The following is a 22,165-nucleotide window of genomic DNA, read 5'->3' as shown; positions in this document are numbered from 1 at the left end:
TCAGACCGAATCCGCGCTGCGGTGCGCAGCGTAAGCCTTGGCGAGCGCCTCGGCTATCACCGGGGTCGCGTCGATCGGCTTGTACGGCAGATCGACTAAGCGACCGGTGAACGGCCGCAGCGCACCCGCGATCGCCAGGCCGGCGAACATCCGCCGGTGCCGGATATAGGTGCGCGGCAGGTCGAACAGCAGGACCGGCGCGCCGGTCGCCACCGCCTCGCTGACCATGTTGGCCGAATCCGAGGTGACCACGATCGCCTCGGCGAGCGCCAGCATGGCGACGTAGGGATTGTCGCCGGTGCCGTCCCAAAGGAAGCCCCCGGTCTCGGCGGTCAGTGTCTTGACCGCGTCGCGCAGCGGGTTGGGCGTCCGGCGTGAGATCGTCACCATCAGCCGGCAGCCCTGATCGATCAGCCCGCGCAGCTCCGTGACGAGGCGCTGCATGTCGGTCTTGCGGTAGCTCAGGTGCCGGCTGTCGCCGCCGACCAGCACCGCGACCCGCGGGCCGTCGACGCTGGCGAGCCGCGGATCCGGATGAGCGCGGGCCTGAGCCAGTCGGGCGGCGGTGACGAGGTGCGGCGCAGTCAGGGTGGTGAAAACGTTGGGGCCGCGCAGGTCGTCGTAATCCGGCACCCAGATGAAATCGGCGCTGTCCGCGCCCGTCCGCGGATCCTTGAGGAAGGCCGTGAAGGTCCGCCCCTGCGTCGCGTTGCGCAGCGCCCGGAGATACGGCACCGCCCGGCGGCCCGAGGCGATCAGCAGGTCCGGATAGGGTCCGGACAGGGCGCCGTTGCGGCGGCGCGGGCTCTCGCGCGGATCGATCGGACCCCAGGGGGCGATCCAGCCGAACGGCCCCGCGGCCGGGACCTGGCGGATCTCGAACGGGACCCCGAGGGTCTCGGCGATGCCGACGCACTGGTTCTCGTCGCCGGCCTTGCCGTCGGTGATGATCCAGGCCCGGGCCTGGGACAGTTCGGGAAGGGGCTCGCGCCGCGCGGATGTCTGGGCCGGGAGGGCGGGCTTCGCCTCCGACACGTCGATGCTGCTCATCGGAAACGCCTTACACCGCAGGCCGGGCTTGGGCTAATCCCGCGGCAGGTCGCGGGCGAGCCACTGGGCGTAGATGTCAGCGATGGCCGCCAGACGCCGCGCCTCGAAATCCGGGGCGTACCAGGCGCCGCCATAGCTCGACGGCGTCGCGGTCATCTGCGGGTGCCGGCCGAGCACCTGCCCGTTGCGGCCGACGAGCAGCGCCTCGCCCTCCAGGTAATCGGTTTCGAAGTTGCCGCCTCGGCCGCGGAACGCGCCGCCGCCGACATAGGGCCGCAGCGACAGGGCCTTCACCACGACGACGAGGCGGGGCCCGCCGCCACCGATCCGGTCTGCGAAAGTCTTGCGCAGGGCCCCGGTCAGGTCGGCGGCCAGCGCCTCGGCCTGGAGTCCGGCGCCGGCCGCCCGAAGGGGCCGCACGTCGACCCGGACATCCGAGAAGAAAGCGGTCGACGGAAAATCGCCGGCCGCAGTTGCCGCCCCCGCGAAGCCGCAGAGGACGAGGCCGGCGAGCCGGCCCCAGAGACGCGATAGCATGCGCTCAGCCGCCGAACTGGACGCCGACGACCTCGTAGGACTTGCCGCCGCCCGGCGTCGTGACCTCGACCGTGTCGCCGACCCCCTTGCCGATGAGCGCGCGGGCGATCGGCGACGTGATCGAGACGCGCCCGGCATGCACGTCGGCCTCGGGCTCGCCGACGATCTGGTAGGTCTTCTCTTCCTCCGTGTCCTCGTCCACGAGTTTCACGGTGGCGCCGAACTTGATCTTGTCGCCGGACAGCTTCGAGACATCGATGATCTCGGCACGCGCGATCATGCTCTCGAGCTCCATCACGCGCCCCTCATTGTGGGACTGCGCCTCCTTGGCGGCGTGATACTCGGCGTTCTCGGACAGGTCTCCGTGCGCGCGGGCCTCGGCGATCGCCGCGACGATGCGCTGGCGCTCTACCTGCTGGCGGTGCTTCAGCTCCTCCTCGAGAGCCGCGAAACCGCGTACCGTGATCGGAACCTTGTCTATCGTCATCGTCTCGCGCCACAATGAAGAGGCCCGGCCGAGAGTGGAGCACTCTCCCCGGGCCACGAAGTTAAGTCAGCGGGACCCTGAGGCTCAGGCCGCGAAGTATTCTTGCAAGGCGCGAACCTGGAGATCGCCTTCTAGATAGGCCTTGATCCCTTCGGCCGCCGCCATCGCGCCGGCTAGAGTGGTGTAATACGGCACCTTATGCAAGAGGGCCGCGCGGCGGAGCGAGCGCGAGTCCGACAGCGCGCCGGCACCCTCGGTCGTGTTCAGCACGAGCTGGATGTCGCCGTTCTTGATCGAGTCGACCACGTGCGGCCGGCCCTCCAACACCTTGTTCACGCGCTCGGCCGGCACGCCGCTCTCGACCAGGAATTTCTGCGTCCCGCCGGTGGCCAGGATCGAGAAGCCGAGATCGGAGAGGAGCTTCACGCTCGGCAGGATCCGGGCCTTGTCGGCATCGCGCACCGAGACGAACACCGTGCCGGAGCGCGGCACCTGCGTGCCGGAGCCGAGCTGGCTCTTGGCGAAGGCCACGCCGAAGCTGGCATCGAGCCCGATCACCTCGCCGGTGGAGCGCATCTCCGGTCCGAGCAGCACGTCGACGCCGGGGAAGCGCGCGAACGGGAACACCGCCTCCTTGACCGCGATATGGGCCAGTTCCTTGCGCTTCAGGCCGAAGCTCGCGAGCTTCTCGCCGGCCATCACCCGGGCGGCGATCTTGGCGATCGGCTCGCCGATCACCTTGGCGACGAACGGCACGGTGCGGGAGGCGCGCGGGTTCACCTCCAGCACGTAGATGTCGCCGTCCTTGATCGCGTACTGGACGTTCATCAGGCCGCCGACCTTCAGGGCCAGCGCCATCGCGGTGGTCTGACGCTCCAGCTCGGCGATGGTCTCCGGCGAGAGCGAGCGCGACGGCAGGGAGCAGGCGGAATCGCCCGAGTGGATGCCGGCCTCCTCGATGTGCTCCATGATCCCGGCGATGAACACGTCCTGTCCATCGCAGACCGCGTCCACGTCGATCTCGGTCGCGTCCGACAGGTAGCGGTCGAACAGCAGTGGGTTCTTGCCCAGCACCGTGTTGATCTGCCCGGTCTTGTCGTTCGGGTAGCGGGCGACGACGTCGGACGGGATCAGGCTGGGCAGGGTGCCGAGCAGGTAGTCGGCGAACTGGCTCTCGTCGCGGATGATCGCCATGGCGCGGCCGCCCAGCACGTAGCTCGGGCGCACCACGAAGGGCAGGCCGAGCTCAGAGGCGATCAGCCGGCTCTGCTCGACGGAATAGGCGATGCCGTTCTTCGGCTGCTTCATGCCGAGCTTGTCGAGGAGCCGCTTGAACTGGTCGCGGTCCTCGGCGAGGTCGATCGCGTCGGGCGAGGTGCCGAGGATCGGCACGCCGGCCGCTTCGAGGGCCCGGGCGAGCTTGAGCGGCGTCTGGCCGCCGAACTGCACGATGACCCCGTGCAGGGTGCCGGCCTGCCGCTCGGTCTCGATGATCTCCAGCACGTCCTCGGCGGTCAGCGGCTCGAAATAGAGCCGGTCCGAGGTGTCGTAGTCGGTGGAGACCGTCTCCGGGTTGCAGTTGACCATGATGGTCTCGTAGCCGGCCTCCGACAGCGCGTAGCAGGCGTGGCAGCAGCAATAGTCGAACTCGATGCCCTGGCCGATCCGGTTCGGGCCGCCGCCCAGGATGATGATCTTCTTGGCGTCCGTGGGTCGCGCCTCGTCCACCACGGTGCCGGCGAACGGGGCCACGTAGGTCGAGTACATGTAGGCGGTCGGCGCCTTGAACTCGGCCGCGCAGGTGTCGATGCGCTTGAACACCGGACGCACGTCGAGCGAGCGGCGCAGGGCGCGCACGTCCGCCTCCTCGGTCTTCGCCAGCACGGCCAAGCGTGCATCGGAGAAACCCGCGGCCTTGAGCTGACGGAACGCCCCGGGGGTGCGCGGCAAGCCGTGCGCCTTCACCCGGTTCTCCAGATCGACGATCGCCTGGATCTGCTCCAGGAACCACGGATCAACCTTGCAGGAGGCATGGACCTCCGCGTGGCTCACGCCGAGCCGCAGGGCCTGGGCGATCTTGAGCAGACGGTCCGGCGTCGGCACGCCGAGCGCCGCCTTGATGGCGTTGTGGTCGTCGCCGCGGCCCAGCCCCTCGATCTCGATCTCGTCGAGGCCGGTGAGCCCGGTCTCCAGCGACCGCAGGGCCTTCTGCAGCGATTCTGCGAAGCAGCGGCCGATCGCCATCGCCTCGCCCACCGACTTCATCGCGGTGGTCAGGGTCGGCTCGGCGCCGGGGAATTTCTCGAAGGCGAAGCGCGGGATCTTGGTGACGACGTAGTCGATCGTCGGCTCGAACGAGGCCGGGGTCGCGCCGCCGGTGATGTCGTTGGCGATCTCGTCCAGGGTGTAGCCGACCGCGAGCTTGGCCGCGACCTTGGCGATCGGGAAGCCCGTGGCCTTCGAGGCGAGCGCCGAGGAGCGCGAGACGCGCGGGTTCATCTCGATCACGATCATGCGCCCGTTCTCGGGGTTGATCGCGAACTGCACGTTGGAGCCGCCGGTCTCGACGCCGATCTCGCGGAGCACCGCCAGGGATGCGTCGCGCATCACCTGGTATTCCTTGTCGGTGAGCGTCAGGGCCGGGGCGACGGTGATCGAGTCGCCGGTATGCACGCCCATCGGGTCGATGTTCTCGATGGAGCAGACGATGATGCAGTTGTCCGCCTTATCGCGGACGACCTCCATCTCGTATTCCTTCCAGCCGAGGACGCTCTCCTCGATCAGGACCTCGTTGGTCGGGGACGCGTCGATGCCGCGCTCGACAATGTCGAGGAATTCCTCGCGGTTGTAGGCGATGCCGCCGCCGGTGCCGCCCATGGTGAAGGACGGGCGGATGATCGCCGGCAGGCCGACCTCGGCCAGAGCGATCAGGGCCTGCCCAAGGGCGTGCTCGCCGTAGCGCTTGCGCCGCTCGGACTCACCGGATTGCCACTTGCGCTCGAAGGCCGCGATCGCCGCGGCGCGCGCCTGCTGGTCGGGGTTGGCGGCCTCGATCTTGGCGATCTCGGTTAAAAACTTCTCCCGGTCGGCCTTCTTGGCCGCGGAGGCGTTGGCCAGCGCCGATTTCGGGGTGTCGAGCCCGATCTTGGTCATGGCGTCCCGGAACAGGCTCCGGTCCTCGGCCTTGTCGATGGCCTCTGCCGTGGCGCCGATCATCTGCACGCCGTACTTGGCGAGCACGCCCATCTTCTGCAGCGACAGGGCGCAGTTCAGCGCCGTCTGACCGCCCATGGTCGGCAGGATCGCGTCGGGGCGCTCCTTCTCGATGATCTTGGCGACGATCTCCGGGGTGATCGGCTCGACATAGGTCGCGTCCGCCATGTCCGGGTCGGTCATGATCGTCGCCGGGTTCGAATTCACCAGGACGATCCGGTAGCCCTCTTCGCGGAGCGCCTTGCAGGCCTGGGTCCCGGAATAGTCGAACTCGCAGGCCTGCCCGATGATGATCGGCCCCGCACCGACGATGAGGATCGAGGAAATGTCGGTGCGCTTGGGCATCTGCGGCCTTTTCAGGCCAAGCGCGCCCGGTCGGGCACGGCTCGGATCGGCCCTGCTCCCGGACGCGCGTGGCGGGATTGTCGTTGAACGCCGCGTTTACACGGGGGATCGGCGCATTGGAAGGCCGGGGCACGGCGGCCGTTTCCGGACCCTCCGCGCCGGCGCTGGCGAGCCCAGGGCCAAAGTCGAATAATTCTCAAATATCCGAGAGATCATCCGCGGCGTTGCGGAGTCTTTTCGCGGGCCATAAAGCTTTTGCGATCGACGGATCCGCCGATTAAAACAATACCAATTCGAGATAGACGATGATCAGGGAAACGTTCAGTGCGGCGATGCTTCTGCTCGGCGCGGCAGCGGGGGCGCAGGCCACGGAAGTCTCCATCAAGACGCTCAACAGCGGCCCGGGCGGGATGATGGTCTTCGATCCGGCCTTCGTGAAGATTCAACCCGGGGACACGGTGCGGTTCGTGCCGACCGACAAGGGCCACAACGCCGAGCTCATCAAGGGCATGGCGCCCGAGGGCGCGCCGAGCTTCAAGACCGTGGTCGGCAAGGAGGAGACCGTGACCTTCGAGAAGCCCGGCCTCTACGGCTTCAAGTGCGCGCCGCATTACATCATGGGGATGGTCGGCCTGATCGAGGTCGGCGACAAGCCGAAGAACCTGGAGACCGCCAAGGCGGTCCAGCACGGTAAGCTGGCCGCCAAGCGTTTCGAGCCGCTGTTCGAGAAGGTGGAGTAGGGGTCCCGGCGGGGGCGGCCCGCCGCCCCCGCTCAGAACCCGGCGTGGAGCGCGGCGAGCGCCCGGTCGATGGACAGATAAAAGATCCCGAAGGCGACCAGGGCCGCGGCGGCGAATTCCAGTGCCACGTTCGAGAGCGTCTGCGCCCGGCGCAGCATCTCGCGGCCGAAATACAGGGACACCCAGGCGAGCACGAGCACCGCCGGCATGGCGAACAGGTAGGAGACCGTGCTCTCGACCCGGTCGAGACCGGCCGCCGGATCGATCAGGGCGCGGATGTTGCGCACCCACGGGGCATAGAGGGCAGCGTAGAGGGCCGTGGCCCAGGCGAGGCCGGCGGCGATGCCGAGATGGACCATGAACGTGCGGTGCAGACGGGAGAAGTCGTCGCGTGCCTCGTCGATGGTCATCCGGCAATCCCCTTCGGACGAAACCGCCATGCGCGGTCCGTCGAGGGGTTCCTTAGACCTCCGGAATTCGCAGATTCTGTGACCCCGGCGCGGCCTGAATGGGACCGCGCCGCACCTCGCGTATCAGGCGTCGGTGGCCTTCTCCGGCTCGCCGGAGCGCATCAGCGTGACGAAGCGCTCGAACAGGTAGTGGCTGTCGCGCGGGCCGGGCGAGGCCTCCGGGTGGTGCTGCACCGAGAAGGCCGGCCGGTCGGTCAGGGTGAGGCCGCAATTCGAGCCGTCGAACAGCGAGACATGGGTCTCGACCGCGCTCGCCGGCAGGCTCGCGGGATCCACCGCGAAACCGTGGTTCATCGACACGATCTCGACCTTGCCGGTGGTCTTGTCCTTCACCGGGTGATTCGCCCCGTGATGGCCTTGGCCCATCTTCACGGTCCGGCCACCGAGCGCGAGGCCCATGAGCTGGTGCCCAAGGCAGATGCCGAAGGTGGGCACCTTCTCGTCCAGCAGCTTGCGGATCACCGGCACGGCATAGGTGCCGGTGGCCGCCGGATCGCCGGGGCCGTTGGAGAGGAACACGCCGTCGGGCTTCAGCGCCAGGATGTCCTCCGCGCTGGTGGTGGCCGGCACCACGGTGACGTCGCAGCCGGCCTGGGCCAGCAGCCGCAGGATGTTGCGCTTCACGCCGTAATCGATCGCCACGACCTTCAGGCCGTCGCGGGTCCCGCGCTTGCCGTAGCCGTCGCCGAGCGCCCAGATGGTCTCCGACCATTCCGAGGTTTCGCGGCTGGTCACCGGCGGGACGAGGTCCAGGCCCTCCATGGGGGCCAGGGCCGCGGCGCGCGCCTTCAGAGCCTCGCGGTCGAACCGGCCTTCGGGATCGTTGGCGATCACGGCGTTGGGCATGCCGTGGTCGCGGATGCGGGCGGTCAGCGCCCGGGTGTCGATACCGGTGATGCCAACGATCCCGCGGGCGTCGAGCCAGCCGTCGAGATGCGACGAGGAGCGCCAACTCGACGGCTTGGTCACCGCCGAGGCGATCACGGTGCCGCGCACGCCGGAGGCCGGCGCCGCCTCCAGGCTCTCCAGATCCTCGTCGTTGGTGCCGACGTTGCCGATATGCGGGAAGGTGAAGGTGACGATCTGCCCAGCATAGGACGGGTCGGTCAGGATTTCCTGGTACCCGGTCATCGCCGTGTTGAAGCAGACCTCGCCGTCGGCGATGCCGGTCCGGCCGATGCCGAAGCCCTCCAGGATGGTCCCGTCCGCCAGCACCAGCAGGGCCGTCGCAACGGGCTCCGCCCAGGGCTCGGGGGCAGCGGGTTTGGAGGCCTGCGCGGCGGCGTCTTGCAGCATCGGGTCGGTCTCGCTTATGTCCGGCCGAAGGCAGGCACCGCGTTGCGGCGCGCTCGGCTGGCGGCATGATCGTGTGCGGCGCTCTTAACGAGCGGCCCGCGATGGGGTCAATGTGGCCCTGTGGCTGAAGCCGCTCAACACCCGCAAACTGCAGGCCAGCCCCCCGTTTCTCCCGTCGGAAGGTTTATCGAGATGCTGCGCGCCCGCCTCACCACCGAGATGAAGGAGGCCATGAAGGCCGGCGACAAGGACAAGCTCGCCACCGTGCGGATGATCCAGGCCGCCCTCAAGGACAAGGATATCGAGGCCCGCGGCCTCGGCAAGGAGCCGGCCTCCGACGAAGAGATCCTGTCGCTGCTTCAGAAGATGATCAAGCAGCGGACCGAATCCGCTTCGGTCTACGAGCAGGGCGGCCGCCCGGAGCTCGCCGCCAACGAACGCGCCGAGATCGCGATCATCGAAGCGTTCCTGCCCAAGCAGATGGACGAGGCCGAGACCAAGGCCGCGGTCGATGCCGCGATCCAGGAGACCGGCGCCGCCGGTCAGAAGGATATGGGCCGGGTCATCGCCGCGCTGAAGGGCAGCTACGCGGGTCGTATGGATTTCGCCAAGGCGAGCGGGCTGGTGAAGGCCGCGCTGGCGGCGAAGGGCTGAACTCAATCATCACCCCCGCGGGCGATCCGCGCGGCCATGTAGCTCCGCAGCACCGCGTTGATACGGCTCTGAAAGCCGGCACCCTCGTGCTTGAAGAAATCGAGCACGTCGGTGTCGAGCCGGATCGAGACCGGAACCTTGCGCGGGGGCATCATGACCTCGGCGCGCGACCAATCGATATCGGGGGCTGCCGCATCCGGATCCTCCGCCACGGCGGCGGCGATCTCGGCATCGCCGAGGGCGGCGATCCGGTCCCAGTCCGTTCGGCCGACCGTGCAGTCAGTTGCCGAAGCGCGCCGTGTAGGCTTGTCTCTCATGTCGCCTCGCAGAGCTCGCGGAGATGATCCGGCAGGCGCGGGCCATCGAAGATATCGAGGGCATTTCTCCCCGCAATCCCCGCCCAGCCCAACACGTGAATGACCGCGGGAGACTCCACCAGCCCCATCGCGCTATATCCAGCGGTCAGGCAATCGACCCGCAGGCCCCGTGCGCTATCCCCCCCACATCCTGGAAGAGATCCGCGCCCGGCTGCCGGCCTCCTCCGTGGTCGGGCGGCGGGTGCAGCTGAAGAAGGCCGGCCGCGAATGGCGCGGCCTGTCGCCGTTCAACGCCGAGAAGACGCCGTCCTTCTACGTGAACGACCAGAAGCAGTTCTATCACTGCTTCTCCTCGTCCAAGCACGGCGACATCTTCACCTTCCTGATGGAAACCGAAGGCCTGAGCTTCCCCGAGGCCGTGGAGCGGCTGGCGAGCGAGGCTGGCGTCACCCTGCCGGCGCCCACCGAGGACAACCGCGCCAGCGAGCAGAAGCGCGCGGGAGCCATCGAGGTCATGGAGATGGCCGCCCGGTGGTTCGAGGAACGGCTGCGCGCGGGGCAGGGGAGCGAGGCCCGGGCCTATCTCGAACGTCGGGGGCTGAAGGACGAGACCCAGCGGGCCTTCCGGCTCGGCTACGCGCCGAACGAGCGCTATGCGCTCCGCGACCACCTCGCCGGGCAGGGGGTCGACAAGGCGCTGATGGTCGAATTGGGCCTGCTCGCCGGCGGCGAGGATGTCTCGGTCCCGTACGATTATTTCCGCGACCGGGTGATGTTCCCGATCACCGACACCCGCGGCCGGGTCGTCGCCTTCGGGGGGCGGGCGCTCTCCAAGGAGGTGCGCGCCAAGTATCTGAACTCGCCGGAGACGCCGCTCTTCCACAAGGGCCGGACGCTCTACAACCTCCACGGCGCCCGCAAGGCGTCGCACGAACGCGGCTCGATCATCGCGGTCGAGGGCTATGTCGACGTCATCGCCATGACGCTGGCCGGCCATCCCGAGACGGTGGCGCCGCTGGGCACCGCGCTGACCGAGGAGCAGCTGGCCCTGCTCTGGCGCCACGCCGACGAGCCGATCCTGTGCTTCGACGGCGACAAGGCCGGCCAGCGGGCGGCGTTCCGGGCGCTCGACATCGCGCTTCCTGCCCTCGAACCCGGCCGGTCCTTGCGGATCGCTCTGCTGCCCGGCGGCCAGGATCCGGACGACCTGCTGCGCTCGGGCGGTCCCGGGGCGATCGACCAGGTGCTGCAGGCTGCTTTGCCTTTGTCGGAACTGCTCTGGCGCCGGGCGCTCGAATCTGGTCCGGCCGATACGCCCGAGCGGCGGGCCGGGCTGACGCAGACGCTGCGCGCCACCGTCGCCACGATCCGCGACGAGACGGTCAAGCGCTACTACCGCGACGACATCGAGGAGCGGCTGCGCAGCCTGTCGCCCCGCGCCTCGCGTTCGGCCGGGAATGGGCCGAAGGGGCAAGGGCAAGGCCGGCGGTTCGTCCGGCCGGGCGAGCCGGTCTCGCCGCGCATCACCGGCAGCCCCAGCGCATCGATGACCGCCTCGGCGGGCTTCTCCGGCGCGGCGCCGGTCCGCGAGGCGGTGATCGCCGGCACCCTGCTGGTCCACCCCGAAATGCTCGCCGAGTTCGGCGACGAGGTCTCGGAACTCGACTTCGAGGATCCGGACGCCCGGGCGCTCCTGTCGGTCCTGGTCGCATCTGCCGCAGAGGACGGGCAAACGAATGCCGACCTGTTGCAAAGCCGCATCACACGGGCCGGTCTCGCAGAGGCTGCGGAGCGGATTCTCGCGCTGGCACGCTCTCGCGACCGGATTACGCTGTCTCCGCACGCCGATCCGCAGCAGCGCGCGGACGCTCTCAGACAGGCGATGATCTTGCACCGGCAGGCAGGAGCGCTACATAGCGAACTTCGCGAAGCACGGCAGGCGTTTGAGGACGATCCGACCGATGCCGGGTGGGCATGGCTCTGCGAAGTCAAGGCGAGGCTGGAGACCGTCATCGCCGCCGAGGCTGAAGCCGATAAGCCGGTGTCGAGCGACTCGACCGCTGCATGAGGGCTGTGCGATGGCGGTGACGGCGGGCAGAACCCCGCCATAGTTAACAATCGGTCAAGCCTCAGGCTTGCATACGGAACCCGACGACTCAAGGCGTCCGGAGCAATCCGGGGCCACTCGCAAGTATCGCGGCGCCGACGGCGTGGACCGGCCTTCTTCAGGCCTCCGCAGTGCGCCGCATCCGGAACAATAGGCTGATCATGGCGACGAAGGCAACGGAACGGGACGAGACGGACGCTGCCCCCGAGCAGCAGACCGACGGGCCGCTCCTCGACCTGACGGATGCCGCGGTCAAGCGGATGGTCAAGCTCGCCAAGAAGCGCGGCTACGTGACCTACGAAGAGGTCAACGAGGTGCTGCCCGAGGGCCAGTCCGACCCCGACCAGCTCGAGGACGTGCTCTCGCAGCTGTCCGAGATGGGCATAAACGTCGTGGAGGCCGAGGAGACCGACGAGGCGGCCGCCACCGAGAAGACCGCGAACGGCGCCGACGGCGAAGAGGAAGAATCCGAGGGCGGCGAGGTGGCCGAGGTCGCGCCGACGCGCGCCGTCGCGGTCACCACGACCACCAAGGAGCCGACCGACCGCACCGACGATCCGGTGCGGATGTACCTGCGCGAGATGGGCTCGGTGGAGCTCCTGTCCCGCGAGGGCGAGATCGCGATCGCCAAGCGCATCGAGGCCGGCCGCGAGGCGATGATCGCGGGCCTCTGCGAGAGCCCGCTGACCTTCCAGGCGATCATCATCTGGCGGGACGAGCTCGTGGAGGGCAAGGTCCTCCTGCGCGACATCATCGATCTCGAAGCGACCTATGCCGGCCCCGACGGCAAGAACGCCCCGCAGATCGCCGAGGGCGAGAGCGAGGAGGGGGCCGAGGAGGCCGAGCCGCCGGCGCCCCCGGAAGGCGGCGACGACGAGGACGACCTCGAGAACAACGTCTCGCTCGCCGCGATGGAGGCCGAGATCAAGCCGCGGGTCCTCGAGACCTTCGACGCGATCGCCGCGAACTACCGCAAGCTGCGCAAGTTCCAGACCGAGGGCGCCGAGCGCAAGGCCGCCGGCGACAAGAACAGCCCGGCCCAGAACCAGAAGCAGATCGAGCTGAAGGACAGCGTCGTCGCCGACGTGAAGTCGCTGTCACTCAACAACAACCGCATCGAGGCGCTGGTCGGCCAGCTCTACTCGATCAACAAGCAGCTGATCGGCCACGAGGGCCGGCTGATGCGCTATGCCGAGAGCCACGGCGTGGCCCGGGACGAGTTCCTGCGCCACTACCAGGGCTACGAGCTCGATCCGAACTGGATGGAGCGCGTCGGCACGCTGGGCGGCAAGGGCTGGAAGAACCTGGTCGAGCGCGGCTCGAAGCAGGTGACGGAGCTGCGCGCCCAGATCCTCGACCTCGCCTCCGAGACCGGCCTGGAGATCGGCGAGTACCGCCGCATCGTCAACATGGTCCAGAAGGGCGAGCGCGAGGCCCGGCAGGCCAAGAAGGAGATGATCGAGGCCAACCTGCGCCTCGTGATCTCGATCGCCAAGAAGTACACGAACCGCGGACTGCAGTTCCTGGACCTGATCCAAGAGGGCAACATCGGCCTGATGAAGGCGGTGGACAAGTTCGAGTACCGGCGCGGCTACAAGTTCTCGACCTACGCCACGTGGTGGATCCGGCAGGCGATCACCCGCTCGATCGCCGACCAGGCCCGCACGATCCGCATCCCGGTGCACATGATCGAGACGATCAACAAGATCGTCCGGACCTCGCGCCAGATGCTGCACGAGATCGGCCGCGAGCCGACCCCGGAGGAGCTGGCCGAGAAGCTGGCGATGCCGCTGGAGAAGGTGCGAAAAGTCCTGAAGATCGCCAAGGAGCCGATCTCCCTCGAAACCCCGATCGGCGACGAGGAGGACAGCCACCTCGGCGACTTCATCGAGGACAAGAACGTCGTTCTGCCGATCGACGCGGCGATCCAGTCGAACCTGCGCGAGACCACGACCCGCGTCCTGGCGTCGTTGACCCCGCGCGAGGAGCGCGTGCTGCGCATGCGCTTCGGCATCGGCATGAACACCGACCACACCCTCGAAGAGGTCGGCCAGCAATTCTCGGTGACCCGCGAGCGCATCCGGCAGATCGAGGCCAAGGCCCTGCGCAAGCTGAAGCACCCGTCGCGCAGCCGGAAGCTCCGGAGCTTCCTGGACAACTGAGCCCCCGCCGCGGATTCCGCGGCGCCTCTCCTTTGACCGCGTTGCCACCGGGCTGCGCGGACCCCATTGTGGCGCCATGCTCGAACGCCGCCCGCCAACGCCCGGATTGCCGACGGCCTTCGCGGACGGCTCCGAAGCCGACGACGTGCCCTTCGGCGCGCTCCAGCCCTCGGTGGGCATCCGGGACTGGCTGCTGGGCGAGGGCGCCCGGCTGGAGAAGGCCGAAGACATGCTCTCCGGCCTCGCCGAGCGCTTGATCGCGGTCGGCGTTCCGGTGGACCGGGCCTCCACGGCGATCGACACCCTGCACTCGGAATATGCCGGGGTCGGCCGGGTCTGGACCCGGGACGGCGGCACCAGCGTGCGCCTGTTCCCGCACGGGAGCCGCTCGCAGGAAGCCTATCTCAGCAGCCCGTTCCACACGGTCCACGAGACCGGCGAATGGCTGATCCTCGACGTCGCCGAGACGCCGGACGACGCCTACGCGATCATCCCGGACCTGAAGGCCGGCGGCTACACCCACTACGTCGTGGCGCCGCTGTTCTTCACCAACGGCACCAAGAACGGCATCACCTTCGCGACGAAGGCGCCCGACGGGTTCGGTGACGACGACATCGCGATCCTGCGCTTCGTCATGCCGGCTTTGGCCGCGGTCGTGGAGATGCGCGTGCTCAACAAGCAGCTCGACCACGTGCTGCGGCTCTATGTCGGCGACGAGCCGCACCGGGCGATCCTGGCGGGCGACATCCGCCGCGGGCAGGTGACGCGGATCCGCTCGGCGATCCTGTTCGCCGACATGCGCGACTACACGCGCACCTCCGCCGACATGACCCCCGAGGAGGCGGTCGGGCTGCTCAACGTGTTCTTCGATTGCCTGGTGCCGCCGATCGAGCGGGAAGGCGGCGAAGTCCTGAAATACCTGGGCGACGGTCTGCTGGCGATTTTTCGCGAATCCGGGGACGATCTCGGGGGCGCCGCCAAGGGCGCGCTCACGGCCGCCCAGCACGCGCTGGCGGCCCTCGACGAGGCCAATGCCCTGCATCAGTTCGCTGTACCGGTGGCCGCCGGGATCGCGCTTCATCACGGCGAGGCCGCCTACGGCAATGTCGGCTCCGGCTCCCGGCTCGACTTCACGGTGATCGGCCGCGACGTGAACCTCGCGAGCCGCCTGTCACGGCTGAACCGGCAGCTCGGCGAGCCGCTGCTGATGTCGAAGCCGTTCGTGGATTTCCTCTGGGGCGATCCGATCCCACTGGGCGAGCATGTCCTCGACGGGTTCCGCGAGCCCATGGCGGTGTTCCGGCCGAAATTTTTGCGGCCGCGGACGCCGAGCTGATCGGCCCATCGCAACCGGTTTCGTCTTCGGACGCTGACTGCGACCTGCCGATTGTTCTCCCCGCAGGCCCGACCGGCTAGCCCCGGGGTTGACCGGCGCTCTCCGCGCGACCAGATCTATGCCTGTTCCAGGGAGATCCCCGGCAAGGGGCTGAGAAACCGCTGGCACGTCCTCACGGACCTGCGGCGCGGAAATCCTTTGAACCTGATCCGGCTCATACCGGCGTAGGGATTGGACCGCGGCTGCCCGAAAGGCAGGCCACAGCTTCTCACCGAAGCAGACGGCCCGATCTTCGCGACGGAATCCCGCGGAGATGATCTTGGCCTTTGACCGCCCCGTTTCACCGATCGGACGCCGCCGCATCCCGGCCGGTCTCGCCGCGCCGGCTTCGATGCCCGCGCGGGCGGATGTCGCCATCGTCGGCGGCGGGTTGATCGGACTGTCGATCGCGTGGCGTCTGGCCCGGGCGGGCCGCTCGGTGGTCGTCGTCGAGCGCGACACGATCGGCGCGGGCGCGAGCCTCGCCGCCACCGGCATGCTCGCCCCGGCCGCCGAGCACGAGCCCGGCTCGGACCCGCTCCTGCCGCTCGCCCTCGAATCCCTGCGGCTCTGGCCGGGCTTTCGCGATGCGCTCGAAGCCGAGAGCGGCCTGCCAATCGATTACCGGCCCGATGGGACCGTGGTGGTCGCCATCGGCCGCGACGAGGTCGAGCGCCTGCGCTTCCGCTACGACCTGCAACGCCGTTCGGGCCTCGACGCCGCGTGGCTGTCGGGCACCGAGGTGCGGCGCCTGGAGCCGGGCTTACGCCCCTCCGTCACCGCGGGCGTCCATTGCCCGCTGGATCACCAGGTCGATCCCCGCCTCGTCATGGCGGCGCTGGCCGAGGCTTGCCGGCGCGCCGGCGTGACCCTGGTGGAGCATAGTGCGGTGACCGGGCTCGACTGGTCCGGCGGGGCCGTCACCGGCATCCGCGTCGGCGATCAGGGCGTCACGGCCGGCACCGTCGTGCTGGCCTCCGGCGCCTGGAGCGGGGAGGGCGGGCTGCTGCCCGAAGCCCTCGCCCTGCCGGTGCGCCCGCTCAAGGGCCAGTCTCTGGCTTTGCGCACCACCGCCCGCACCGGCACCCTCGGCCGGATGATCTGGACCGAGCAGGTCCACATGGCGCCGAAGAGCGACGGCCAGCTGATCGTTGGCGCCACCGTCGAGGATTGCGGCTTCCGCCCCGGCGTCACCGCCGGCGGCCTCTACGCGCTGCTGGAGGGCGCCCGCCGGGTGCTGCCCGGCATCGAGGAGATGGAGGTCGAGGCCGTGTGGAGCGGCTACCGCCCGACCTCGGACGACGATGCACCGATCATCGACACCCTGGCGCCGGGCCTCGTCGCCGCCACCGGCCATCACCGCAACGGCTACCTGCTCGCCCCGGTCACCGCCGACGCGGTCGCCGCGCTGGTGACGGATGGCGCGCTCCCCGAGATCGCCAGACCGTTCACCCGGGCGCGCTTCGCCCAACCCGAACCCCGGAGGGCCTCGGCATGAAGCTTCTGGTGAACGGCGAGCCGCGCGAGCACGCGGTCGAGACCATCGCGGCCCTGTTCCGGGTCGAGGCCGAGGAGACCGGCATCGAGAGCCCGCAGGGCGTCGCCATCGCGCTGAACGGCCGCGTGCTGCGCCGCCGGGACTGGGACGAGACGCCCGTCGCCGAGGGCGATCGCGTCGAGATCGTCCGCGCCATGCAGGGAGGTTGACCATGGACCAGATCGTCACGCCGCTGCGCCCCGAGGCCGACGCGGACCGCTTCACCGTCGCCGGGGTTGAGCTGTCCTCGCGGCTGTTCATCGGCACCGCCGGCTACCCGACCCAGGCGATCATGCGCGACGCCGTCGCGGTCTCCGGGGCCGAGGTGGTCACCGCCTCGATCCGCCGGGTCTCGCTTCAGGGCCACGGCTCCGACACCGTGCGCATCCTCAAGGGAAAGCGGTTCCTGCCCAACACCGCCGGCTGCGAGACCGCCCGCGACGCGATCATGACCGCGGAGCTCGCCCGCGAGGCGCTCGACACCACCTGGATCAAGGTCGAGGTGATCGGTGACCGCGAGACCCTCTACCCGGATGTGGCCGAGCTGATCGAGGCCTGCCGCCACCTCGTGGATTCGGGCTTCGTGGTCCTGCCCTATTGCAACGACGATCCGGTGGTCTGCCAGCGCCTGGAGGATCTCGGCTGCGCCGCGATCATGCCGATGGGCTCGCTGATCGGCTCCGGCATGGGCGTGGCCAACCCGGCCAATATCGAGCTGATCTGCCGCCGGGCCGGCGTGCCGGTGATCGTCGATGCCGGCATCGGCACGGCCTCCGACGCGGTCATCGCCATGGAGCTGGGCGCGGCCGCTTGCCTGATCAACACCGCCATCGCCAAGGCCGACGACCCGGTGCGGATGGCCCGCGCCATGGGCCGGGCCGTCGAGGCGGGCCGCGACGCGTATTGCGCCGGCCGGATCCCGCGCCGCGGCCGGGCCGACCCGTCGAGCCCACAGCTCGGCCTCGTCGGTTCGTGAGACCGCTGCCGTCCCGCCTGCTCGCGGTGACGGACCGGCACGGGCAGTCCCGTCCCCTGGCCGACACCGTGCAGGCGGTTCTCGACGGCGGCGCCCGCTGGGTCTGGTTCCGCGACCGTGATCTGGATCCGGAAGCACGGCGGCAGCTCGGCACGGATGTCGCCGCCCGGACGCGCGCCGCCGGCGCGTTCCTGACGGTCGGCGGCGATGTCGCGCTGGCCCGCGCGCTCGGCGCCGACGGCGTGCATCTCGGCGGCGGAAGCGGGCCGGAGGCGATCGCAGCGGCGCGCGAGGTTCTGGGACCCGGCGCGCTGATCGGTGTCTCGGTCCACACGCCCGCCGAGGCGGAGATCGCTGCCGCGGCCGGCGCCGACTATGTCACGTTGAGCCCGATCTACCCCACCGCCAGCAAGCCCGGCTACGGCCCGGCCCTCGGCCCGGAGGGCATCGCCGCTTCCCGGCGCACCGGCCTGCCGGTGGTCGCCTTGGGCGGTATCACGGTCGACCGCATTCCCGCGTGTCGGGACGCGGGCGCAGCTGGCGCCGCCGTGATGGGCGGGCTGATGCGCGCCGCCGATCCGGCCGCCGTAGCCCGCGCCTTCCTGGCCGCGTGGGCCGGGTGACCCGCTGCTACTGGGCCGCCAGGAATTCCCCGACATCGAGCAGCACGAACTCGTTGTCGTCCGCCTTCGCCGGGTCGCGGCTCGCCGAGTAGGGCAGGTTGTTGTCGTTGCCGATGATGATGTGCGTAGCATCGACCCGGTCGACGTTCTCGATGGTGAAGAACGGGAAGGCGAGGGCGCCGTCGGTCAGCGGCTTGCGGGCGAGATGCTGCGGATCGGCGATGTGCAGCAGGTCGATCGCGCCGATCTTGCGCACCGGGCTGCCGACATTCCCCTCGTTCATCTCGATCTTGAACACGCGCTTGAACTTGGCCGGCGTCGCGAAGCAATCCGGGCGCTTCTCCCCGGCCGGGCAGGCGCGGTCGGTGGTGCCCTCGTTGTCGTCGCGCTCGATGATGAGGCCGTGGGTCGCGTCGATCAGGTTGAAGTCGCCGATGGCGTTGCCGTTGGCCTCCAGCACGTATCTCCAGGAGCGCCCGGTCCAGCGCGCGCCGGCGACGTCGAATTCGAGGATGCGCAGGAAGGGGCGGCCGTCGGAATCCTGCTCGAACGCCTTCTTGTCGGCGTCCCAGACCGGCCCTTCGAGGAGCGGATAGAGGAATTTGCCGTCCGGCGAGGCGGCCATGCCCTCGAAACCCTTCGAGCGGCGGATCTCGAAGGCCACGGTGCCGCCCGGGACGCCGGGCGTCGTCACCGCGACATGGTCGGGCGAGCGCAGCACCTTTCCGTCGAGCTGCGTCTCGAACACCGCCTCGACCCGGCCGGTCTTGTCGGCGCGGATCAGGTAGGGGCCGAACTCGTCGCCGATCCAGATCTTGTCGCCGACGAACTGAAAGCTCTCGGTGTCGAAGTCGGACCCGGTCAGGTAGCGGGTCGTGGTCGCCTCGTTGGCGATCCGGAACGGCACGCGCTTGTCGGGATCGCGCAGGAACACGGTGCCCAGCCGCTCCACCGTGCCGGCCCTCCAGTTCATGCGGTAATGGTTGAGGTACAGCATGGCGTCCGGCGAATTCGCCTTCGCGCCGAAGCCATTGTCGGTGATGACCCAGAACGTGCCGTCCGGCATCCGCTTGATGCCGGAATGGCCCTGGAGCGGGACGCCCGCCAGGGGCAGCTTCACGCCGGTGGGCCGGCCGTCATCCAGGATCTCGACGGTGCCGGGCTGATCGACCCGCCGGCCGGTGGTAAATTTGCCGGTCACCTTCAGGTCCGCCGGCACATCGGCAGGCGGCGCAACGAAGCTCAGGGCTGGCAGGACGACATGGCCCGCCAAGGTGGCTGGATAAAGGGTCTCGGCGGATGCGCCCGTGACGAGACTGAGGCAGGTCGAGACGAGCAGGGCCGAAAAGCAGGGCGAACGCATCGTGGCAGGATCCAGCGAGGAAGATCCGCCCCATGGCAGAGCCATGCGTCACGTCGGTGACACCGCTGGATGAGCCCCGCACCCATGATGTCAGCACAACGCCACGTGCAAGACGTGACGCACCCGCTTCCGCGTGCGCGTCATCGTCCCGCGCGTCTAGGGCACCGAAAGGGCCGCCGGAGGCGGCAATCCAGAGCCGGCGACGGTGCAAGAGCCTGGTCCACCTGCGATTCTGGATCCCGGGCTCCGCTGCGCGACGCCGGGATGACAGGGTCGGCGCTCCGGCACCCCGGCAGCTCCCGAGCATCCGAGAGGAGGGTCTTTCATTCGCCAGGGGACGGGTCGTCAGCACCAAGAATGTATGCCTCAATCCGCGCCCGATTCGGGGGATGGCTTTGCAGGCAGACCGATCGTCCTTTGGCTGGCGCTGGCTCGGCCGCGCCCTCGCGTTGCGCCGGGGACAGGTCACCCGGCTGCTGCTCGCCATCGCGGCCGGATACGGGGTCGGGCTCGTCTTTCCGGTGGCGACCCAGCGGATCGTCGACGCGATCGTGGCCGGACAGGCGGACCTGCCGCTGCTCGGATTGGCGGTCCTCGCGATCCTGTCGATCGGCGCGGAGGTTTTGCTGACCGCATTCCGCGGTCGCCTGATCATCGCGCTCGCGGTCTTCCTCGACCGCCGGATGTCACGCCGGGTCTTCGCGCATCTGCTGCGGGTGCGGATCGACGGCGCCGGCTTCAAGTCCGGTGACATCCTGAACCACTTCCAGCAGATCACGAAGATCCGGGACTTCGTCCTGCATCAGGTGCCGAACACCGTGATCGATGCCGGCGGCGCGCTCGTCGCGTTCGGCCTCGTCTTCCACTACGACGTGGTCGTCGGAACCGTGCTCGTCCTCGCGGCGCCCGTCATCATCGTGGTTGCGAGCAATCAGATCAGCGGCATCTGGAAGTCCGCAAAAGCCTTCTACACAGCTCTGGGCGTCCGCGACGGCACCCTGGCGGAGAGCGTGCATGGCCTCCCCACGGTGAAGGCGCTCGCCCTCGAAGCCGGGCGCATGCGACGCTGGAATACGGTCACGGACACGACGCTCACCGAGCTGAGAGCCGTGATGGACCTGCAGCGGCGCTACGGGCTCCGGTCGCAGGCGGTCTCCCGGGCCATGACGCTGCTCGTGATCGGCGTCGGCTGCTGGCGCATCTATGGCGGACACCTGACGGTCGGTGAGTTCCTGGCGATCCAAGTGGTCTCGGCCCGAATCACCGGCCCGCTCCTGAGCAGCGCTGACATCCTGCGCATGTCCCAGGAGGTGAACGTCGCGCTCGGGGCGATCGGCGGCTTCCTCGACTTGCCGCGCGAGCGGGCGAACCGCCATCCACCCGTGCGCCGGATCGGCCCCGGCGGCATCCGGCTCGATCGGGTCTCACTGACCTATCCGGGCGCTGCGCAGCCGGCCCTGCAGGAGCTGAGCGTCACACTGCCGGAGCGCGGGATCGTCGCCATCGTCGGACGCAACGGCTCGGGCAAGTCGACCCTGCTGCGCATCTTGCTCGGCCTGCAGCGCGACTATACCGGCCGGGTCGAGCTGGGCGGCGCCGACCTGCGGGACTACGATCCCCGCTGGCTGCGGGGCCGAATCGGCACCGTGGACCAGGATACGGTGCTGTTCTCGGGAAGCGTGCGCGAGAACCTCGCCGCGCGGCGGCCGGACGCAGCGGCCCTCGACGCCGCGCTGGACTTCGCGGGGGTGCGGGCACTGGTGGAGAACCTGCCCGAGGGGCTCGAAACGCCGCTCGGGGAGGGCGGCCGGACCCTGTCGGGTGGTCAGCGCCAGCGCCTGTCCATCGCCCGGGCGGTGATCCGCAACCCGCCGGTGGCGCTGCTCGACGAGCCGACCGCCTTCCTCGATCCGGAAGCCGCCCTGGCGCTGGAGCGGAACCTCACCGCCTGGGGCCGCGAGCGGCTGCTGATCCTCGTGACCCATCACCTCGCGGCGGCCCGCCAGGCCGACCGGATCCTGGTCCTCGACGGCGGCCGCCTGCTCGGCGACGGCCGGCACGAGGACCTTCTCCGAACGGTGCCGCTCTACGCGGCGCTCTGGGCGGATTACACGCGCTCGATGGTCGAGGCCGGGAAGGAGCCGGAGCCGGCGATTTAACCCTGCTTCGCCGCCGGCCCGTAGGGCGGGCGCGGGATCGCCCGGTGCGCGGCCCGGAGTGCGGCCGACCAGCGCTCGCGTAGATCATGAAAGTAGCCCTCGCCGGCCTCGATCCGGTGGTTCACTTCGAGGTCGAGGGCGCCCCGGCGGGCCACGGCGATGTCGATCGGCAGGCCGACGCCGAGATTCGAGCGCATGGTCGAATCCATCGAGACCAGGCTTACCTTCAGGGCGTCGTAGAGGTCGCTCTCGAACTTCACCGCCCGGTCGAGGATCGGCTTGCCGTATTTGTGCTCGCCGATCTGGAGGAACGGCGCGTCGGTGCTGCACTCGATGAAGTTGCCGGCCGAGTAGATCAGGAACAGCCGCATGTCCTCGCCGGCGATCTGGCCGCCGAACAGCAGCGAGATCGAGAACCGGATGCTGGCCGCCTCGAACCCGTCCTTCTCGATCTCCCGGACCCGCCGGATGGCACGGCCGATGAGCTGCGCCGCCTGGAACATCGTCGGCGCCTCGATCAGCTTCTGGGGCAGTTCGCCCTCCTCGCCGGGGACGCCTTCCTGCAGCAGGCTCAGGACCGATTGCGTGATCGACAGGTTGCCGGCCGAGGCCAGCATCATCACCCGCTCGCCCGGCACGTTGAAGTGGTGGAGCTTGCGGTAGGTCGAGATGTCGTCGAGCCCCGCATTGGTGCGGGTGTCGGCGACCATCACGAGCCCCTCCTCGACGAGGACACCGACGCAGTAGGTCATGG

The 22,165-nt window shown here is 69.2% G+C and carries 19 protein-coding genes and 1 riboswitch; of the genes, 10 read left to right on the top strand and 9 right to left on the bottom strand.

Annotated elements, in window-relative coordinates:
• The 4 genes from MKK67_RS24370 to carB form a co-directional block, all read right to left on the bottom strand.
• A complete protein-coding gene (locus MKK67_RS24370; protein ID WP_243970348.1) occupies window positions 1–1,050 on the bottom strand; it encodes a mitochondrial fission ELM1 family protein in 1,050 nt (349 codons plus the stop codon).
• A 33-nt stretch (window positions 1,051–1,083) separates the two neighbouring features.
• Window positions 1,084–1,587, bottom strand: coding sequence for a hypothetical protein (locus MKK67_RS24365; protein ID WP_243970346.1), 504 nt, complete (start codon window positions 1,585–1,587; stop codon window positions 1,084–1,086).
• 4 nt (window positions 1,588–1,591) lie between these two features.
• A complete protein-coding gene (greA, locus tag MKK67_RS24360; RefSeq protein ID WP_187277678.1) occupies window positions 1,592–2,068 on the bottom strand; it encodes a transcription elongation factor GreA in 477 nt (158 codons plus the stop codon).
• Between the two features lie 90 nt (window positions 2,069–2,158).
• On the bottom strand, window positions 2,159–5,632 hold the full coding sequence (gene carB, locus MKK67_RS24355; protein ID WP_243970344.1) for a carbamoyl-phosphate synthase large subunit: 3,474 nt from the start codon (window positions 5,630–5,632) through the stop codon (window positions 2,159–2,161).
• 305 nt (window positions 5,633–5,937) lie between these two features.
• On the opposite strand from carB, the gene MKK67_RS24350 reads away from it, so the two are divergent.
• Window positions 5,938–6,372: a pseudoazurin gene (locus tag MKK67_RS24350; protein ID WP_243970342.1), complete on the top strand. Its 435-nt coding sequence runs from the start codon at window positions 5,938–5,940 to the stop codon at window positions 6,370–6,372.
• Between the two features lie 32 nt (window positions 6,373–6,404).
• On the opposite strand, the gene MKK67_RS24345 is transcribed toward MKK67_RS24350, so the two are convergent.
• Window positions 6,405–6,782, bottom strand: a complete 378-nt coding sequence (locus MKK67_RS24345; protein WP_243970339.1) for a hypothetical protein — start codon at window positions 6,780–6,782, stop codon at window positions 6,405–6,407.
• Between the two features lie 123 nt (window positions 6,783–6,905).
• Complete coding sequence (carA, locus tag MKK67_RS24340) at window positions 6,906–8,138, bottom strand: glutamine-hydrolyzing carbamoyl-phosphate synthase small subunit (protein ID WP_243970337.1); 1,233 nt, start codon at window positions 8,136–8,138, stop codon at window positions 6,906–6,908.
• 192 nt (window positions 8,139–8,330) lie between these two features.
• Between carA and MKK67_RS24335 the strand changes: the two genes are divergently transcribed.
• The gene (locus MKK67_RS24335; protein ID WP_243970335.1) at window positions 8,331–8,792 is read left to right on the top strand and encodes a GatB/YqeY domain-containing protein; all 462 of its coding nucleotides are present in this window, start codon (window positions 8,331–8,333) and stop codon (window positions 8,790–8,792) included.
• A 2-nt stretch (window positions 8,793–8,794) separates the two neighbouring features.
• On the opposite strand, the gene MKK67_RS24330 is transcribed toward MKK67_RS24335, so the two are convergent.
• Window positions 8,795–9,109 (bottom strand): BrnA antitoxin family protein, encoded by a 315-nt coding sequence (locus MKK67_RS24330; protein WP_243970333.1) that lies wholly within the window; start codon window positions 9,107–9,109, stop codon window positions 8,795–8,797.
• Window positions 9,110–9,278: 169 nt separating this feature from the next.
• Between MKK67_RS24330 and dnaG the strand changes: the two genes are divergently transcribed.
• From dnaG to MKK67_RS24295, 7 genes are all read left to right on the top strand, one after another.
• A complete protein-coding gene (gene dnaG, locus MKK67_RS24325; RefSeq protein WP_243970331.1) occupies window positions 9,279–11,177 on the top strand; it encodes a DNA primase in 1,899 nt (632 codons plus the stop codon).
• Window positions 11,178–11,377: 200 nt separating this feature from the next.
• A complete protein-coding gene (rpoD, locus tag MKK67_RS24320; protein ID WP_243970329.1) occupies window positions 11,378–13,378 on the top strand; it encodes an RNA polymerase sigma factor RpoD in 2,001 nt (666 codons plus the stop codon).
• A 76-nt stretch (window positions 13,379–13,454) separates the two neighbouring features.
• A complete protein-coding gene (locus tag MKK67_RS24315; protein WP_243970328.1) occupies window positions 13,455–14,714 on the top strand; it encodes an adenylate/guanylate cyclase domain-containing protein in 1,260 nt (419 codons plus the stop codon).
• A gap of 120 nt (window positions 14,715–14,834) precedes the next feature.
• Window positions 14,835–14,963: riboswitch (TPP riboswitch) on the top strand.
• Between the two features lie 64 nt (window positions 14,964–15,027).
• Window positions 15,028–16,251 carry a glycine oxidase ThiO gene (gene thiO / locus MKK67_RS24310; RefSeq protein WP_243970326.1) on the top strand — a complete coding sequence of 408 codons (1,224 nt, stop codon included), beginning with the start codon at window positions 15,028–15,030 and terminating at the stop codon, window positions 16,249–16,251.
• A complete protein-coding gene (gene thiS, locus MKK67_RS24305; RefSeq protein ID WP_243970324.1) occupies window positions 16,248–16,460 on the top strand; it encodes a sulfur carrier protein ThiS in 213 nt (70 codons plus the stop codon). The genes thiO and thiS overlap by 4 nt, the downstream gene beginning before the upstream one ends.
• 2 nt (window positions 16,461–16,462) lie before the next feature.
• Entirely contained in the window at window positions 16,463–17,266 is an 804-nt protein-coding gene (locus MKK67_RS24300; RefSeq protein WP_243970322.1) for a thiazole synthase, read from the top strand.
• Window positions 17,263–17,889: a thiamine phosphate synthase gene (locus tag MKK67_RS24295; RefSeq protein ID WP_243970320.1), complete on the top strand. Its 627-nt coding sequence runs from the start codon at window positions 17,263–17,265 to the stop codon at window positions 17,887–17,889. Before MKK67_RS24300 ends, MKK67_RS24295 begins: the two co-directional genes overlap by 4 nt.
• 7 nt (window positions 17,890–17,896) lie before the next feature.
• Here the strand turns inward: MKK67_RS24295 and MKK67_RS24290 are convergent, their stop codons facing one another.
• Window positions 17,897–19,252: an esterase-like activity of phytase family protein gene (locus tag MKK67_RS24290; protein ID WP_243970318.1), complete on the bottom strand. Its 1,356-nt coding sequence runs from the start codon at window positions 19,250–19,252 to the stop codon at window positions 17,897–17,899.
• A 389-nt stretch (window positions 19,253–19,641) separates the two neighbouring features.
• On the opposite strand from MKK67_RS24290, the gene MKK67_RS24285 reads away from it, so the two are divergent.
• Complete coding sequence (locus MKK67_RS24285) at window positions 19,642–21,411, top strand: peptidase domain-containing ABC transporter (RefSeq protein ID WP_243970316.1); 1,770 nt, start codon at window positions 19,642–19,644, stop codon at window positions 21,409–21,411.
• Here MKK67_RS24285 and MKK67_RS24280 read toward each other — a convergent pair.
• Entirely contained in the window at window positions 21,408–22,163 is a 756-nt protein-coding gene (locus MKK67_RS24280) for a peptidase (protein ID WP_243970314.1), read from the bottom strand. The genes MKK67_RS24285 and MKK67_RS24280 overlap by 4 nt on opposite strands.
• Between the last annotated feature and the right edge of the window lie 2 nt (window positions 22,164–22,165).

The sequence above is a fragment of the Methylobacterium sp. J-072 genome (genome assembly GCF_022829425.1).
Lineage (GTDB): Bacteria > Pseudomonadota > Alphaproteobacteria > Rhizobiales > Beijerinckiaceae > Methylobacterium.
This window is presented reverse-complemented; position numbering and strand designations above follow the sequence as displayed.

What these genes read in the sequence shown, in the direction of transcription:
- MKK67_RS24370 (WP_243970348.1), bottom strand. Translation starts at nt 1,050, where the DNA reads ATGAGCAGCATCGACGTGTCGGAGGCGAAGCCCGCCCTCCCGGCCCAG.
- MKK67_RS24365 (WP_243970346.1), bottom strand. Translation starts at nt 1,587, where the DNA reads ATGCTATCGCGTCTCTGGGGCCGGCTCGCCGGCCTCGTCCTCTGCGGC.
- carB (WP_243970344.1), bottom strand. Translation starts at nt 5,632, where the DNA reads ATGCCCAAGCGCACCGACATTTCCTCGATCCTCATCGTCGGTGCGGGG.
- MKK67_RS24350 (WP_243970342.1), top strand. Translation starts at nt 5,938, where the DNA reads ATGATCAGGGAAACGTTCAGTGCGGCGATGCTTCTGCTCGGCGCGGCA.
- MKK67_RS24345 (WP_243970339.1), bottom strand. Translation starts at nt 6,782, where the DNA reads ATGACCATCGACGAGGCACGCGACGACTTCTCCCGTCTGCACCGCACG.
- carA (WP_243970337.1), bottom strand. Translation starts at nt 8,138, where the DNA reads ATGCTGCAAGACGCCGCCGCGCAGGCCTCCAAACCCGCTGCCCCCGAG.
- MKK67_RS24335 (WP_243970335.1), top strand. Translation starts at nt 8,331, where the DNA reads ATGCTGCGCGCCCGCCTCACCACCGAGATGAAGGAGGCCATGAAGGCC.
- MKK67_RS24330 (WP_243970333.1), bottom strand. Translation starts at nt 9,109, where the DNA reads ATGAGAGACAAGCCTACACGGCGCGCTTCGGCAACTGACTGCACGGTC.
- rpoD (WP_243970329.1), top strand. Translation starts at nt 11,378, where the DNA reads ATGGCGACGAAGGCAACGGAACGGGACGAGACGGACGCTGCCCCCGAG.
- MKK67_RS24315 (WP_243970328.1), top strand. Translation starts at nt 13,455, where the DNA reads ATGCTCGAACGCCGCCCGCCAACGCCCGGATTGCCGACGGCCTTCGCG.
- thiO (WP_243970326.1), top strand. Translation starts at nt 15,028, where the DNA reads ATGATCTTGGCCTTTGACCGCCCCGTTTCACCGATCGGACGCCGCCGC.
- thiS (WP_243970324.1), top strand. Translation starts at nt 16,248, where the DNA reads ATGAAGCTTCTGGTGAACGGCGAGCCGCGCGAGCACGCGGTCGAGACC.
- MKK67_RS24300 (WP_243970322.1), top strand. Translation starts at nt 16,463, where the DNA reads ATGGACCAGATCGTCACGCCGCTGCGCCCCGAGGCCGACGCGGACCGC.
- MKK67_RS24290 (WP_243970318.1), bottom strand. Translation starts at nt 19,252, where the DNA reads ATGCGTTCGCCCTGCTTTTCGGCCCTGCTCGTCTCGACCTGCCTCAGT.
- MKK67_RS24285 (WP_243970316.1), top strand. Translation starts at nt 19,642, where the DNA reads ATGGCTTTGCAGGCAGACCGATCGTCCTTTGGCTGGCGCTGGCTCGGC.
- MKK67_RS24280 (WP_243970314.1), bottom strand. Translation starts at nt 22,163, where the DNA reads ATGACCTACTGCGTCGGTGTCCTCGTCGAGGAGGGGCTCGTGATGGTC.